Genomic DNA, 14471 nt, shown 5'->3' with positions numbered 1-14471 from the left:
ACGGACCGCACCGCACTTTCATGAGAGGCACCGACATGAGCGACAGCACCACCTCGAGACACACTGCCCTGCACGACGAGCACGCCGCGCTGGGGGCGTCCTTCACGGACTTCGGCGGCTGGGACATGCCCCTGAAGTACGGCTCCGAGCTGGCCGAGCACCGCGCCGTGCGCGGCGCCGCCGGCCTGTTCGACCTCTCCCACATGGGCGAGATCCGGGTGACCGGCCCGGACGCGGCGACCTTCCTGAACGCGGCCCTGGTGGGCAACCTCGCCGCCATCGCCGTGGGCCGGGCCAAGTACTCGCTGATCTGCACCCCCGAGGGCGGGATCATCGACGACCTGATCAGCTACCGGCTGGCTGAGCACGAGTACCTGGTGGTGCCCAACGCCGGCAACGCCCCGACCGTGCTCGCCGCCCTCCAGGAGCGGGCCGCCGGCTTCGACGTCACCGTGGCCGACGAGTCCGCCGGGACCGCGCTGGTCGCCGTGCAGGGACCGTCCGCGCAGGCGGTCCTGCAGGAGCTGGTCCCCGCCGAGCAGCAGCAGCTGGTCGCCGAGCTGAAGTACTACTCCGCCGCACCGGCCACCGTCGCCGGCATCGACGTGCTGCTCGCCCGCACCGGCTACACCGGCGAGGACGGCTTCGAGCTCTACGTGCCCGAGGACCGGGCCGTGGCGCTGTGGCGGGCGCTCCTGGAGAGCGGACAGGGTCACGGGCTGATTCCCTGCGGGCTCGCCTGCCGCGACTCCCTGCGCCTGGAGGCCGGAATGCCGCTCTACGGCCAGGAGCTCACCCGGGAGCTCACCCCCTACGAGGCCGGGCTCGGCCCGATCGTCTCCTTCAAGAAGGAGGAGGACTTCGTGGGCCGCACGGCGCTGGAGGCCCGCAAGGCCGCCGGGGCGGAACGCAAGCTGGTCGGCCTGCGCGGCGCGGGCCGGCGCGCGGCCCGCGGCCACTACCCGATCAGCGTGGACGGCGAGGTCGTCGGCGAGGTCACCTCGGGGGCACTGAGCCCGACCCTGGGCTACCCCATCGCCATGGGCTACGTCGACAACGCGCACGCCGAGCCGGGCACGGAGGTGCAGGTCGACCTGCGCGGCAAGCCGGCGCCGTTCGAGGTCGTGTCCCTGCCCTTCTACCAGCGCGGGCAGTGACCCGGCCGGCTTCGGCACCCCGTTCCACCACCCGTCGTCCCCTCCTGCTGAAAGGCTCCCGATCATGAGCACCATCCCCTCCCACCTGCGCTACTCCGCCGAGCACGAATGGGTGGACGAGTCCTCCCCCGTGAAGGTCGGCCTGTCCGCCGTCGCCGTCGACGCCCTCGGCGACGTCGTCTACCTCGACCTGCCCGAGGCCGGCGCCACCGTCACCGCGGGCGAGGTCTGCGGCGAGGTGGAGTCCACCAAGTCCGTCTCGGAGCTCTTCGCCCCGGTCTCCGGCACCGTGGCCGAGGTCAACGCGGCCGTCGTCGACGAGCCCGGTCTCGTGAACTCGGACCCGTACGGCGAGGGCTGGCTGTTCACCGTCGAGGTCACCGAGGAGGGCGAGCTGCTCACCGCCGAGCAGTACGCGCAGGCCCAGGAGGAACAGGCATGAGCACGCACCCGGGAACGCAGCAGGATCTCGGGACCCTGGACGCGGACCTCGCCGAGCTCGACCCCGAGATCGCCGCGCAGATCGACCAGGAGCTCGGCCGGCAGCGCGAGGGCCTGGAGATGATCGCCTCGGAGAACCACACCGCCGTGGCCGTGATGCAGGCCCAGGGCTCCGTGCTGACCAACAAGTACGCCGAGGGCTACCCGGGGCGCCGCTACTACGGCGGCTGCGAGCACGTGGACGTGATCGAGCAGCTGGCCATCGACCGCCTCAAGGACCTGTTCGGCGCCGGCTTCGCGAACGTCCAGCCGCACTCCGGGGCGCAGGCCAACGCCGCGGTCATGCACGCGCTGATCAAGCCCGGGGACACCATCCTGGGCCTGAACCTCGCCCACGGCGGGCACCTCACCCACGGCATGAAGCTCAACTTCTCCGGCAAGCTCTACCAGGTCGTGCCCTACGGCGTGGAGGAGAGCAGCTGCACGGTGGACATGGACGAGGTCGCCCGGCTCGCCCGGGAGCACCGCCCGCAGCTGATCATCGCCGGCTGGTCCGCCTACACGAGGCAGCTGGACTTCGCCGCCTTCCGTGCCATCGCCGACGAGGTCGGGGCCTGCTTCATGGTCGACATGGCCCACTTCGCCGGCCTCGTGGCCGCCGGGCTGCACCCCAGCCCGGTGCCGCACGCCCACGTGGTCACCTCCACCACCCACAAGACCCTCGGCGGGCCCCGCGGCGGCCTGATCCTGTCCAACGAGGCCGAGATCGCCAAGAAGCTCAACTCGGCGGTGTTCCCGGGCCAGCAGGGCGGGCCCCTGGAGCACGTGATCGCCGGCAAGGCCGTGGCGTTCAAGATCGCCGCGACCGAGGAGTTCCGCGCCCGGCAGGAGCGCACCCTCGAGGGCGCCCGGATCCTCGCCGAACGCCTCCTGTCCCCGGACGTGGCGGCCGCCGGGATCAGCGTGGTCAGCGGCGGCACCGACGTGCACCTGGTCCTCGTGGACCTGCGGGGCTCGGCGCTGGACGGCCGGCAGGGCGAGGACCTGCTCGCCCAGGTCGAGATCACCGTCAACCGCAACGCCGTGCCCTTCGACCCGCGCCCGCCGATGGTCACCTCGGGACTGCGCATCGGCACCCCCGCGCTGGCCACCCGCGGCTTCGACGCGGAGGCCTTCGCCGAGGTCGCCGACATCATCGCCGAGACCCTCATCGCCGGGGCGGACGCCGCCGCCGAGGGTTCCGGAGCCGAGGGCACCGGGACGGCGAGCGCCGACCCGGCCGTGCTGACCGGCCTCAGGGCACGCGTCCGGAAGCTGGCTGCGGACCACCCGCTGTACCCGGGGCTGGTCCCGCTGAGCGAGGGCTGAGCAGGAGCCGCACCCGGGCACCACCGAGGACCGTGGTGCGGGCCGGGCCCCGGCCCGCACCACGACCGTTCCACCCACCCCGCCCCGCACCGGGGCACCACCCTCCTTTGGAGCATCACCGTCATGGCCATCAGCGTCTTCGAACTGTTCACCGTGGGCATCGGCCCCTCGAGCTCCCACACCGTCGGCCCCATGCGCGCCGCACGACGCTTCGCCGAGACCCTGACCGGGGGCGACCTGCTGGAGCGCACCGCGGACCTGCGCGTGGACGTCTACGGGTCCCTGGCCGCCACCGGCCGCGGTCACGGCACCTTCACCGCGATCCTGCTCGGCCTGGAGGGCTACGACCCCGAGACCGTCCTGCCCGACGAGGTGGACGAGCGGCTCGCCGACCTCGCCGCCACCGGGACGCTGCGGCTGTGCGCGGCCCTCGGGCGCCGCCAGGACATCCCCTACCGCGTCGAGGACATGGTGCAGCACCCGCTGACGGTCCTGGAGCGGCACACCAACGGCGTGCGCTTCCAGGCCCTGGACGCCTCCGGCGCCGTGCTGGCCGACGAGACCTGGTTCTCCGTGGGCGGCGGGTTCATCGTCCAGGAGGGCGAGGAGGACGCCGCCGCGGCCGACCTGGACGCCGCCAGCGCCCAGGTGCCCCACCCCTTCCGCACCGCCGGGGAGCTGCTGGCCCACTGCGAGCGCACCGGCCTGCCGATCAGCGGGGTGATGCTGGCCAACGAGCGGACCTGGCGCGGCGAGGACGAGATCCGGCAGCAGCTGCTGCACATCTGGGCCGTGATGGAGGAGTGCAAGGACTCCAGCCTGCGGCGCACCGGCCCCCTGCCGGGCGGGCTGAACGTCGCCCGCCGCGCCCCCGAGTGGCACCGGCGGCTGCGCACCGAGGACCCGGACCGTGACCCCGGCTTCTGGCCGGAGTGGGTGAACCTCGTGGCCCTGGCGGTCAACGAGGAGAACGCCTCCGGCGGGCGCGTGGTCACCGCCCCCACCAACGGGGCCGCCGGCATCATCCCGGCGGTGCTGTTCTACGCCACCCACTACTCCCCCGCGGCCCGCGCCGCCGCCGCGGAGAGCCCCGAGGCGCTCGAGGCGGCCAGGCGCGACATCGTGGTCCGCTTCCTGCTCACCGCCGGGGCGGTCGGGGTGCTCTACAAGGAGCAGGCCTCGATCTCCGGGGCGGAGGTCGGCTGCCAGGGCGAGGTCGGCTCCGCGTCCTCGATGGCCGCCGGCGGCCTCGCCGAGGTCCTGGGCGGGACGCCCGCCCAGGTGGAGAACGCCGCGGAGATCGCCATGGAGCACAACCTCGGGCTGACCTGCGACCCGATCGGCGGACTCGTACAGATCCCCTGCATCGAGCGCAACGCGATCGCCGCGGCCAAGGCGATCAACGCGGCCAAGATGGCGATGTGGGGCGACGGCACCCACCGGGTCAGCCTCGACGAGGTCATCGTGACCATGCGCGAGACCGGCAAGGACATGAGCCACAAGTACAAGGAGACCGCCCTGGGCGGACTCGCCGTCAACGTCGTGGAGTGCTGAGCCCGTCCCGGCCGAGCACGTGCGAGCGCCGGCCCGGTTCCTCCCGGAACCGGGCCGGCGTTCTCGCACCGCCGCAGCAGGCCGCCGGCACGGGCCTCGGTCAGCGGCCCACGCGGGAGAGGATCGCGGTGAGGGCGGCCCGCAGCCCGGTGGAGAGGGTCGGCTCGATCACCGGGGCGAAGAACGGGGAGTGGTTCACCGGCACGGGGCCCTCTCCCGCGAGGGCGGCGTCGTCGTGGCCGCCGAACATCCAGAACACCGAGGGCACGCCGATCGCCGCGCCGAGGGCACCGAAGTCCTCCGAGCCCATCGGCGGCTCGATCTCCAGCACGTTGTCCTCCCCCAGCACCTGCCGGAACCGCTCGACGAGAGCGGTGGTGGCCCCGGGGTCGTTGTAGTTGCGGGGGAAGGTCGAGATCTCCTCGATCTCCGGCTCCGGGGCGCCGGAGGCGGCCGCCTCCGCGGCGATGATCCGCCGCAGCGCGCCCAGCACGTGCTCCCGGACGGCGGGATCGAAGGTGCGCACGTTGAGCGTGAACTCGGCCGACGCCGGGATGATGTTCTCCTTCAGCCCGCCGTGGAAGGTCGCGACGGTGACCACCGCGGCCCGGCGCGCGTCGATCTCGCGGGAGACGATGGTCTGGATCCGGGTGATCATGTGCGCCCCGAGCACGATGGGGTCGGTGGCGTCCTGCGGCTGGGACGCGTGCGCCCCCTCGCCGTGCACGGTCACCCGCCACGAGTCGGCCAGCGCCATGGCATCGCCCACCGAGTAGCTGACCGTGCCCGCCCGGGAGGGCATCACGTGCTGGCCGAGGACGACCTCCGGCAGCGGCGCCCGCTCCCACAGGCCGTCCTCGAGCATGGCCCGGGCGCCGGCGGCGGTCTCCTCCCCCGGCTGGAAGATCAGCACCACGGTCCCGGCCCAGGCCTCGCGCGCGCCGGCCAGCAGCTCGGCGGCCGTGAGCAGCACCGCCACGTGGGTGTCATGACCGCAGCCGTGCATCACGGGGACCTCGGTCCCGTCCTCCAGCCGTCCGGTGGCCGTGCTGGCGTAGTCCACGCCGGTGTCCTCGGCCAGCGGCAGGCCGTCGGTGTCGGCGCGGAAGGCCACCGTGGGCCCGTCGCCGTTGTGCAGCACCCCGACGACGCCGGTGCCGCCGCACCGGAAGTTCTCGATGCCCAGGGCACCGAGCCGCTGCTCGATCAGGGCCGCGGTGGCGTGCTCCTGCATGGACAGCTCCGGGCTCGCGTGCAGCTCGCGGTACAGCTGGTGCATCTGCCGGCGCAGCTCGTCGGTCGGCGTCAGGTCCGTGGTGGTGCTCATGGCGTGGGGGTCCTTTCGAGGGAACGGCACTAGTCGATGGGGAATTCGTCCGCGGGGTCCTGCACCTTGTCCGCGACCGGGTCGGCCGGGGCGGAGCGGTCGCGCAGGAACCAGGCCAGCACAGCGGTGCTGATCACCGCGATGGCGGTCCCGAAGAAGGCGAGCGAGGGGATGGTGGGCACGAGGACGAACACGACGGCGGCGGATACGACGCCGGCGATGACCGTCATGCGCAGGCTGCGCGTGGAGACGATCGCCTGCACGAGCACCGCGCCGAGGACCGAGGGCAGGATGTACGTCTGCACCACGGCCACGACGTCGGCCGGGACGACACTGACCAGCCAGGTCCCGAGGACGCCGACGAAGACCAGCAGCGAGACGAGGTGCACCGTCGCCGCGCCGCCGATGGCCATCACCGCCGCGAGCTCACCGCGCCGGATGCCCGGCTTGGCGCCGATGGCCGCCTGGGCGATCAGCGCCGAGGGCAGCAGCTTGTTGGAGATGTTGCCGATCATGAACGCCTGGTACATCGAGGCCTGGCCCAGGATCGGGTAGTAGGTCAGCGGCTCCACGACCCAGAGCACCCCGAAGGTGCCGGCGATCGCCAGCAGGGCGGTCCAGATCCGGGCCTGGTCCACGTCCAGGCCGCTGAAGAGGACGAGGTAGGCGGGGCCGGCCAGGGCGAAGACCAGCCCGGCGATCATCGTCAGACGGCCCCAGCGGGCGGTGGTCGCGTCGAAGCGCTGCAGGGCGGAGTCGGTGTGGGTCACGGTGGTCATGGCGGAGTCCTTCGGTGGTCTCGGGCGCGGGCTCAGGCGCTGGGGAAGACGCCGGCGCCGACAGTGAAGTAGGTGACGACCAAGGCGGTCAGGATGGCGATGCCCAGGGCCCACTCGCGGATCCACTGGCGCCGGAGCACCTTGGCGATCCCGAGGAAGGCGGCCATCGTGGCCGCGGAGGCGACGAAGGCCACCACGTGGTTGCCGGACTTGGGCAGCTCCCCGAGCCCGAGGGCGAAGAAGGCCGCGAGCAGGGCCGCCCCGGGGACCACCGTCATCACCGCGGGATTGACCTTGCGCAGGCTGACGTCGCCGCGCTTGAGCAGCGGGGTGAGGATCAGCGTGGCGAGCATCCACATCGCCCCGCCCAGGCTCATCGCCATGAACGCCACGGCGAACACGCCCTGCGTGTAGGTCGGACCGCCGAGATCGGCGCCCATGCTGCCCGCGGCGATGCTGGCGGCGCCGGTCTCGAAGGACACCGACCCGATCAGCCCGATCCGCACGAGCACGGCCGGGGTGCCGAAGACGGTCAGCAGCGCCACGGCGACGAGGGCCACGGCCAGGGACGGGCCGACCGCCGAGACCGCCCCGGCGCGGAAGGAGGTCCTGAGCTCGGCGGGGCTCACCCCGGCGGCGGGAGCCGCCGTGCGGGCGGCCCGGACGTAGATGAGGGTCTGGACGACGATGACGGCGAAGACGCCGAGGGCGCAGATCCACAGCACGGGCAGGTTCGCCACGGACAGGATGTCGGTGGAGGCGCCGTCGACAACGGTGCGCAGTTTCATGGGAGCTCCCAGTGGTGGTCGGATCGGTGGCGGGTGCTTTCTCCGAGCGTGACGTGACGCCGATCACCTCGACCCGATATCCTGAAATCCTGCACAGATTCCGCTTCTGACCGAAGGAACCAGCATGGAACTGCCCGTGGAGGACCTCGAGCTCGTCCATGCCCTGCAGATCGCTCCGCGGGCGACCTGGACCCAGCTGGGGGCCGCGCTCGGCCGCCACCCCAGCACCCTCGCCGCTCGCTGGGACCGGCTGCGGGCCGACGGCCGCACCTGGGTCACCGCCCACCTCGGCACCTCCGGCACGCAGGGCTGCGCCACCTTCATCGGCCTCGAGTGCCGCCCGGGCCGCCGGGCCGAGGTGCTGGAGCGGCTGTGCGCGGTGCCGGAGATCGGCACCGTGGAGGAGTCCGCGCGCGCCTGGGACGTCCGGCTCACCGTCCTCACCCGCAGCTGGGAGCAGATGACCCAGGACGTGCTGCCGCTGGTGCGGGCGGACCCGGCGATCCTGCGGGCCCAGCTCACGGTGGCCACCCGGCTCCACGCGATCGGCAACAACTGGCGCCTCGACGTCCTCTCCCCGGAGCAGCAGCGCCGCGTGGGCGCCCTGCGGACGGAGGCGCACCGTCCCCACGGCGCCGTTCCCGCCCGCCTCGAGGAGCTGACGGCCGTGCTCCAGGGCGACGGGCGCGCCACCGCCGCCGAGATCGCGGCCGCGACGGGCACCCATCCGACGACGGCCGCCCGGCACCTGCGCCAGGTGCTCGAGACCGGCCTCGTGGCCCTCCGCTGCGAACTGGCCCAGCAGTACTCCGGCTACCCGGTGTCGTGCCAGTGGTACGTCCGGGTCCCGCCGGCGCAGCTCGAGGCGGCCGTGCGCACCCTGCGCACCTACCGGACGCTGCGCCTGTGCGCCTCCACCACCGGCGACACCAACCTCACGTTCCTGCTCTGGCTGCGCACCCCCGGGGACATCTTCGACGTCGAGGCGGAGCTGCAGGCCGCCGCGCCGGGGGTCCAGGTCGTGGAGTCCGACGTGGGGGTCCGCACCCACAAGCGCATGGGCTGGATGCTGCGCGACGACTCGACCGCGACCGGCGAGGTGGTGACCGAGCTCGCCCCGGCCGCCCGGTGAGGCCGCCCCGGCCGCGCGGGACCGCGGGCCGGACACACGGCGGGGCGGACGCACCGCGGGGCGGACGCACCGGAGACAGGGCCACTCGGTGCGAGGCGCACGGCGAACGGGACCTCGCCACGGGGTGCGGCGGACGGAGCGTCCCGCGAACGGGGCGCGGCGGGCTCAGTCCCGGTGCGGGTCCCCCAGCAGCTCCTCCGGGACCAGGTGGGCGTCCCTGACGCCGGCGAGCAGCCGGGGGTCGAGCGGCGTGCCGCGCCGCAGGACGCTGATCGTGCCGGAGGCCTCGAAGACCACGCACGCGATCTCGCCGGGGCTGCGCACGCCCGCCTCCCGCAGGGCCCCGAAGAGCTCCGACTCCACCACGTGGACCCGGCGGAGGTTGGCCTCCAGCACCCGCCCGCCGGCCATCAGCAGGACCGCCTGGTTGTTCATCAGCGCCGACACGCGGATCCCCGCGCGGAGCTGGCCGAAGGCCGCCTCGAGCGCGAACAGTGTGCCGAGCCCCAGGACGCCCGCGGCGAGGGTGGGCGTGTCCCCCAGGACCGCGCGCCCGGCCACGGCGCCGAGCATGACCGCCACGACCGCGTCGAAGGTCGACAGCCGGGAGAGCACGCGCTGGCCGAAGAGCCGCACCATGAGCAGGAACGCGAGATAGATGCCCACGGCCGAGGCCACCACCGCCAGCGCCCCGGGGGCGTCCACGCCGAGGAGGGCCACGGCGTCCTCGAGCACGGGTCAGACCTCCTGGTCCGCGAACTGCGTCTCGTAGAGCTCCGCGTAGCGCCCGCTCACGGCGAGCAGCTCGGCGTGCCGGCCGCGTTCCACGATCCGGCCGTCCTCGACCACCAGGATCTGGTCGGCGGAGCGGATGGTCGAGAGCCGGTGGGCGATGACCAGGGCGGTGCGCCCCGCCATCGCCTCGCCCAGGGCCGCCTGGACGTAGGCCTCGTTGGTGGAGTCCAGCGCCGACGTGGCCTCGTCGAGGATCACCACGCGCGGGGCCGCGAGCAGCAGGCGGGCGATCGTCAGCCGCTGCCGCTCCCCGCCCGAGAGCCGGTAGCCGCGCTCGCCCACCACGGTGTCCAGCCCGTCCGGGAGGGAACGGATCACGTGCTCCATCCGGGCCCGGGCCAGCGCGTCCCACAGCTGGTCGTCCGTGGCCTCCGGGCGCACCAGGGCGAGGTTGTCCCGGATCGACTCGTGGAACAGGTGCCCGTCCTGGGTCACCATCCCGATGGTCTCCCGCAGCGAGGCGAAGGTGGCGTCCCGCACGTCCGTCCCGCCGATCCGCACGGCCCCCGAGGTGACGTCGTAGAGCCGGGCCACGAGCTGGGCGATGGTCGACTTGCCCGCGCCGGAGGACCCCACGAGAGCCACCGTCTGCCCGGGCAGCACGGTGAAGCCCACCCCGTGCAGCACCTCCTCGCCGCCCCGGCTGTCGAGCACCGCCACGTCCTCGAGCGAGGCCAGCGAGACCTCCTCGGCGGAGGGGTAGGCGAACCGGACGTCGTCGAACTCCACCGACGCCGGACCGGCCGGCAGCGCCCGGGCCCCGGGCCGCTCCTGGATCAGGGGGACGAGGTCGAGGATCTCGAAGACCCGCTCGAAGCTCACCACGGCGCTCATGACGTCCATCCGGGCGTTGGCGAGCATGGTCAGCGGGGTGTACAGCCGGGTGAGCAGCAGGGCGAGGGTCACCACCGCGCCCGCGTCCAGGTTGCCGAGGATCGCCTGCGCGCCGCCGAGCCCGTAGACCAGGGCGAGGGCGAGCGCGGAGACCAGCGTGAGGGCCGTGACGAACACGGTCTGCAGCATGGCCACCCGCACGCCGATGTCCCGGACGCGGCCGGCGCGGCGCTCGAACTCGGCCGCCTCGGCGTCGGGCCGGCCGAAGAGCTTGACCAGGGTGGCGCCGCCGGCCGAGAACCGTTCGGTCATCTGCGTGGACATGGACGCGTTGTGCTGGGCCGCCTCCCGCTGGAGGCTCGCCAGCCTTCCGCCCATGGCCCGGGCCGGGACCAGGAAGATCGGCAGCAGGAGCACGGACAGCGCGGTGACCTGCCACGAGATCGAGACCATGACGATCACCGTGAGGATCAGGGAAACGATGTTGCTCACCACGCCCGAGAGCGTGTTGGAGAACGCCCGCTGGGCGCCGATGACGTCGTTGTTGAGCCGGGAGACCAGGGCCCCCGTGCGGGTGCGGGTGAAGAAGGCGATCGGCATCCGCTGCACGTGGTCGTAGACGGCCGTGCGCAGGTCCAGGATGAGCCCCTCCCCGATCAGGGAGGACAGCCACCGGTTGAGGACGTTCAGCCCCGCGTCCACGATCGCCACCACCGCGATGGCCACCGCGAGCCACACCACCACGGAGACCTCGTCCCCGGCGTTGATGGCGCGCACCACGTCACCGGCCAGGATCGGGGTGACCACGCCGAGCAGGGCCGTGAGCACCGAGACGACCAGGAACACCGTGAGCCGCGACCGGTGCGGGCGCGCGAAGGCGACGATGCGCCGGAGCGTGCCGCGGTCGATCTTCCGGTCCTTGACCTCCTGGCCCTGGACGGTGCGCCACAGCACCATGTACGGCGAGTTCTGCATGCTCATGGGCCTGCCCCGATCTGCGGGGGAACACCCGCGCTGGATCCGGCGCGGTCTCGTGGTGGTGGTCTCGTGCGCGCCGCGCCGGGAACGATTTTACGCGTCCGCGCCGACACCTCCGCACCCGCCGCGGCGCAGCGCCGCCGGAACCGGACCCGGACCTCGCACGGGCCCTCCCCGCGGGGAGCCGGCACGGGGTGCCGGTGCAGGAAATCGGCGCGGGAGGACGGCACGGGGTGCGGCACCGGGACGACGACGAGCCCCCGGCCCGCAGGGTGCTGCTGGGCCGGGGGGCTCGTCGTTCCGGTGGCACGGCGTCCCCGGACGAGGGCTCGGGCGGGATCAGGCGCGGGCGGCCGCGCGGCGCTTCGCCGCGACGACGTGGTCCAGCGACCAGCGGCCGGCACCGGCCAGGGCGAAGAGGGCGGACGCGGCGGCGAGCAGCAGGACGAGCTCGATCCCGCCGTCGGCCACGAAGAAGCCCGCGGGCAGGTGCACGAGCACGAGGGCGCCCAGCATGACGAGGGCGAGCAGGGCGGCGACCACGCGGGTGCCGAGACCCAGGAGGAGCATCAGCCCGCCCACGAGCTCGAGGACGGCGACCACCGGTGCCGCGAGCTCGGCGGCCGGGACGCCCATCTGGGCGAAGGCGGCCTGGGTGCCGGCGAGGGTCCACTCGGTGAACTTCTGCCAGCCGTGCAGGAGGAACGTGACGCCGAGGACGACGCGCAGGACGGTCAGGCCGAGGGAGGCCGCGGAGGACTCGGCGGCGGCGGGGGCGGAGGAACGGACGGGGGACGTGCGCTGCGGCACCTGAGTTGTGGACATGTCACAAGCGTAGGGGAAAACTACTTTCCCTGTCAAGCTTTTGGTTCGCGGGTGCCGCGGGTCACTACTGGTCCGCGGCCAGCTCCCGGGCCGTGGGACCGGACGCGGAGTCGTCGACCATCCGGCCGATCAGGGCGAGCTGCTGCACCTGGACGGGCGTCAGCCGGTCGATCACGGTCCGCCGGACGTGCTCCACGTGGCCCGGGGCCACCTGCTCGACCCGCTCCAGACCGCGGTCGGTGATCTCGGCGAGCACCACGCGCTTGTCCTTCTCGCCGCCCGCGCGCACCACCAGGCCGTCGCGCTCGAGGCGTGCGACGATCCGGGACAGCCGGGACTGGGAGGTGTTGGTGGCCGTCGCGAGGTCCGACATGCGCCGCCGCCGGTCGGGGGCCTCCGAGAGCATCGCGAGGACCAGGTACTCGGCGAGGCTGAGGTCCGCCTCCGCCTGCAGCTGGGACTCGATGCTGCCGGGCAGCGTGAACATGATGGAGACGAGCGCCAGCCAGGCCTCTCGCTCCTCGGGGGACAGCCATCGGGTCTCGGTCATGGGGCCGATTCTACGAGCCGGTCCTTGACGCATCATGGGAACGCGGCCGCCGAGCGCGCCCCATAATGGGACGCATGGACTCCCTCGGCACCTGGCCCCGGCCCGTACCCGCGGACGATCGCGACTTCGACGTCCAGGTCATGCGGCGGCTGCGCACCGCCTCCGGCGACGACGGGGCCGCCGGCCGGCCCTCCCTGGGCGAGCGCCTGGGCACGTCGCTGCTGCTGGTGGTCCCCGTGCTGACCGCGCTCGCCGTGGTCCTGCTGTGGCAGCAGTGGTCCCGGTCCGGCTCCCTGCTGCTCCTCGCCCTCATCGCCGTGCTGCTCGTGGCCACCGCCCTGTGGTGGACGGCCCGGCTCCGGCGGGCCTTCGCGACCGCGCAGGGCCGGTTGGGCGCACGCCTGGCGAACGTCGTGGACCACGGCGTGGGCGTGGTCCGGGAGCTCGCCCTCGAGCCGGTCGGCCAGGACGGGGCCGCCACCGGGAGTTCCCCTGCGAGCTCCACCGCGAGTTCCAGCACGAGCTCCACCGAGGACGGCACCGGGGAGGTCACCGGGGAGGTCACCGAGGACGGCGCGGGGAGCGCCGCCGTGGACGGCGGCCGGGTCCGTGCCCGGCTGGGGCTGTCCGTGACCCCGGTGCAGGGGGACCGCTTCAGCACGGTCGTGGAGGCCGTCTACGACGCCGAGGCCGCGCTGCTCCTGGAGGTCGGCTCGCACGGACCCGTCCGCTTCCTGCGCGACGACCCCGAGGGGACCACCGTGATCGACACCCGGCTCTCCGAGGAGCAGGTCGCCCAGGTCTACCGGGGCGCCGCCCTCAACTGAGGGGGCGGACGGTTCCGCGGCCGGACCGCGGGCTCCGGAGGCGGCGGCTCAGCCGCTGCGCCGGGCGGCCGCCCGCTGCGCCTCCTCGACCCGCCGCCGGAGCTGCTCGCACAGGTCCTCCCCCGCGCGCAGCAGCTCCGGCATCCGCTCCCGGTCGGTGGTCTGCGCCCGGAAGGCGTCCGCCACGCCCACTCCGTGCCCCGCGCGGCGGACGAGCTCGACCGGCAGGCCGGCCCGCACCGTGCCCGGCGACAGGACCTTGAGGTAGGCCCCGGAGCGGCCCCGCTCCGTGAACCGGCGCAGCCAGCCGCGCACCTCCATGCTCGCGCGGAACGTGCCGCAGGGGATGCGGGCGTCCGTGACCTGCAGCAGCACCTCGCCGATCCGCCAGACGTCGCCCAGCCGCGCTCCGTCGACGTCGAAGCCCGAGAGCGTGAGGTTCTCCCCGAACGAGCCGTCGGGGATCTCCCGCCCCAGCTCCTGTGCCCAGAAGTCCAGCTCCTCGCGCGCGAACGCGTACACGGCCTGGTCGGTGCCGCCGTGGTACTTGCCGTCCCCGATGAAGTCCCCGGCCAGGCCCGAGCCGAGACCGCCCCGGCGCGGTCCGGGTTCGCGGACCTGCACCGGACCGTCCACGGGGCGCTTGCGGATGCCCGTGGGCCGGTTCCGTCTGGCAGGGTTCGCCTCCGCCCGGCCGACGTTGACGCTCTCGACGCGGGCGGTCATGAGCGGTCCTCCTTCCCGGGGCCCGGAGCCCCGCCGGTGCGCTCCTCGAGCTCGTTGTGGTGGGTCGGAGAATACACCGCCGAGCCGATCAGGTAGCCCGACCGGACGACCGCCATGGCCCCCACGGAGGAGGTCACGAGCTGGAGCAGCACCGCGGCCATCAGCTTGACCGCGGTGGTGACCCCCGGGATGAAGAAGAAGACGCCGAGGAGGATGAGGGCGATGCCCACGCCGGCGGCGGTGGCCACGGCCGAGGACCGGGTGTAGAGGTCGGGCAGCCGCACGATCCCCACCATGGCGGTGAGGAACACGAGGGAGCCGAGCACGATCAGCACCTGGCCGGCGACGCTCATCCACAGGTGCTCGTGCAGGACCGGGTCGAAGACCACG

At 73.5% G+C, this 14471-nt stretch carries 15 protein-coding genes; 6 read left to right on the top strand and 9 right to left on the bottom strand.

What is annotated here, in order from left to right; all coding sequences use genetic code 11:
- Window positions 1–35 precede the first annotated feature (35 nt).
- The 4 genes from gcvT to AVL61_RS05385 all read left to right on the top strand — a co-directional run bounded on the left by gcvT (window position 36) and on the right by AVL61_RS05385 (window position 4520).
- A complete protein-coding gene (gcvT, locus tag AVL61_RS05400; protein WP_058873332.1) occupies window positions 36–1157 on the top strand; it encodes a glycine cleavage system aminomethyltransferase GcvT in 1122 nt (373 codons plus the stop codon).
- Between the two features lie 64 nt (window positions 1158–1221).
- Complete coding sequence (gene gcvH / locus AVL61_RS05395; protein ID WP_058873331.1) at window positions 1222–1599, top strand: glycine cleavage system protein GcvH; 378 nt, start codon at window positions 1222–1224, stop codon at window positions 1597–1599.
- Entirely contained in the window at window positions 1596–2966 is a 1371-nt protein-coding gene (gene glyA / locus AVL61_RS05390; protein WP_058873330.1) for a serine hydroxymethyltransferase, read from the top strand. Before gcvH ends, glyA begins: the two co-directional genes overlap by 4 nt.
- 123 nt (window positions 2967–3089) lie before the next feature.
- Window positions 3090–4520 carry an L-serine ammonia-lyase gene (locus AVL61_RS05385; protein WP_058873329.1) on the top strand — a complete coding sequence of 477 codons (1431 nt, stop codon included), beginning with the start codon at window positions 3090–3092 and terminating at the stop codon, window positions 4518–4520.
- 100 nt (window positions 4521–4620) lie between these two features.
- On the opposite strand, the gene AVL61_RS05380 is transcribed toward AVL61_RS05385, so the two are convergent.
- The 3 genes from AVL61_RS05380 to AVL61_RS05370 are packed head-to-tail and all read right to left on the bottom strand — an operon-like array spanning window position 4621 to window position 7414.
- On the bottom strand, window positions 4621–5847 hold the full coding sequence (locus tag AVL61_RS05380; RefSeq protein WP_058873328.1) for an amidohydrolase: 1227 nt from the start codon (window positions 5845–5847) through the stop codon (window positions 4621–4623).
- Between the two features lie 29 nt (window positions 5848–5876).
- Complete coding sequence (locus tag AVL61_RS05375; RefSeq protein WP_058873327.1) at window positions 5877–6626, bottom strand: hypothetical protein; 750 nt, start codon at window positions 6624–6626, stop codon at window positions 5877–5879.
- 32 nt (window positions 6627–6658) lie between these two features.
- Window positions 6659–7414, bottom strand: a complete 756-nt coding sequence (locus AVL61_RS05370; protein WP_058873326.1) for a DUF5058 family protein — start codon at window positions 7412–7414, stop codon at window positions 6659–6661.
- 124 nt (window positions 7415–7538) lie between these two features.
- Between AVL61_RS05370 and AVL61_RS05365 the strand changes: the two genes are divergently transcribed.
- Entirely contained in the window at window positions 7539–8546 is a 1008-nt protein-coding gene (locus AVL61_RS05365) for an AsnC family protein (protein ID WP_058873325.1), read from the top strand.
- A 165-nt stretch (window positions 8547–8711) separates the two neighbouring features.
- On the opposite strand, the gene AVL61_RS05360 is transcribed toward AVL61_RS05365, so the two are convergent.
- The 4 genes from AVL61_RS05360 to AVL61_RS05345 all read right to left on the bottom strand — a co-directional run bounded on the left by AVL61_RS05360 (window position 8712) and on the right by AVL61_RS05345 (window position 12528).
- Entirely contained in the window at window positions 8712–9281 is a 570-nt protein-coding gene (locus AVL61_RS05360) for a DUF421 domain-containing protein (RefSeq protein ID WP_058873324.1), read from the bottom strand.
- Window positions 9282–9284: 3 nt separating this feature from the next.
- Window positions 9285–11132, bottom strand: coding sequence for an ABC transporter ATP-binding protein (locus AVL61_RS05355; RefSeq protein WP_408669410.1), 1848 nt, complete (start codon window positions 11130–11132; stop codon window positions 9285–9287).
- Window positions 11133–11492: 360 nt separating this feature from the next.
- Window positions 11493–11978, bottom strand: coding sequence for a DoxX family protein (locus tag AVL61_RS05350; RefSeq protein ID WP_082696980.1), 486 nt, complete (start codon window positions 11976–11978; stop codon window positions 11493–11495).
- Window positions 11979–12042: 64 nt separating this feature from the next.
- Window positions 12043–12528 carry a MarR family winged helix-turn-helix transcriptional regulator gene (locus AVL61_RS05345; RefSeq protein ID WP_058873322.1) on the bottom strand — a complete coding sequence of 162 codons (486 nt, stop codon included), beginning with the start codon at window positions 12526–12528 and terminating at the stop codon, window positions 12043–12045.
- A gap of 74 nt (window positions 12529–12602) precedes the next feature.
- On the opposite strand from AVL61_RS05345, the gene AVL61_RS05340 reads away from it, so the two are divergent.
- Complete coding sequence (locus AVL61_RS05340; RefSeq protein ID WP_058873321.1) at window positions 12603–13355, top strand: hypothetical protein; 753 nt, start codon at window positions 12603–12605, stop codon at window positions 13353–13355.
- Between the two features lie 48 nt (window positions 13356–13403).
- Here the strand turns inward: AVL61_RS05340 and AVL61_RS05335 are convergent, their stop codons facing one another.
- Window positions 13404–14081 (bottom strand): MOSC domain-containing protein, encoded by a 678-nt coding sequence (locus AVL61_RS05335; RefSeq protein ID WP_058873320.1) that lies wholly within the window; start codon window positions 14079–14081, stop codon window positions 13404–13406.
- On the bottom strand, window positions 14078–14470 hold the full coding sequence (locus AVL61_RS05330; RefSeq protein WP_231738282.1) for a cation:proton antiporter: 393 nt from the start codon (window positions 14468–14470) through the stop codon (window positions 14078–14080). Before AVL61_RS05330 ends, AVL61_RS05335 begins: the two co-directional genes overlap by 4 nt.
- Between the last annotated feature and the right edge of the window lies 1 nt (window position 14471).

The sequence above is a fragment of the Kocuria rosea subsp. polaris genome, assembly GCF_001483755.1.
Classification (GTDB): Bacteria; Actinomycetota; Actinomycetes; order Actinomycetales; family Micrococcaceae; genus Kocuria; species Kocuria cellulosilytica.
The sequence above is the reverse complement of the archived record's forward strand: the minus strand, read 5'-3'. Positions and strand labels throughout refer to the sequence as shown.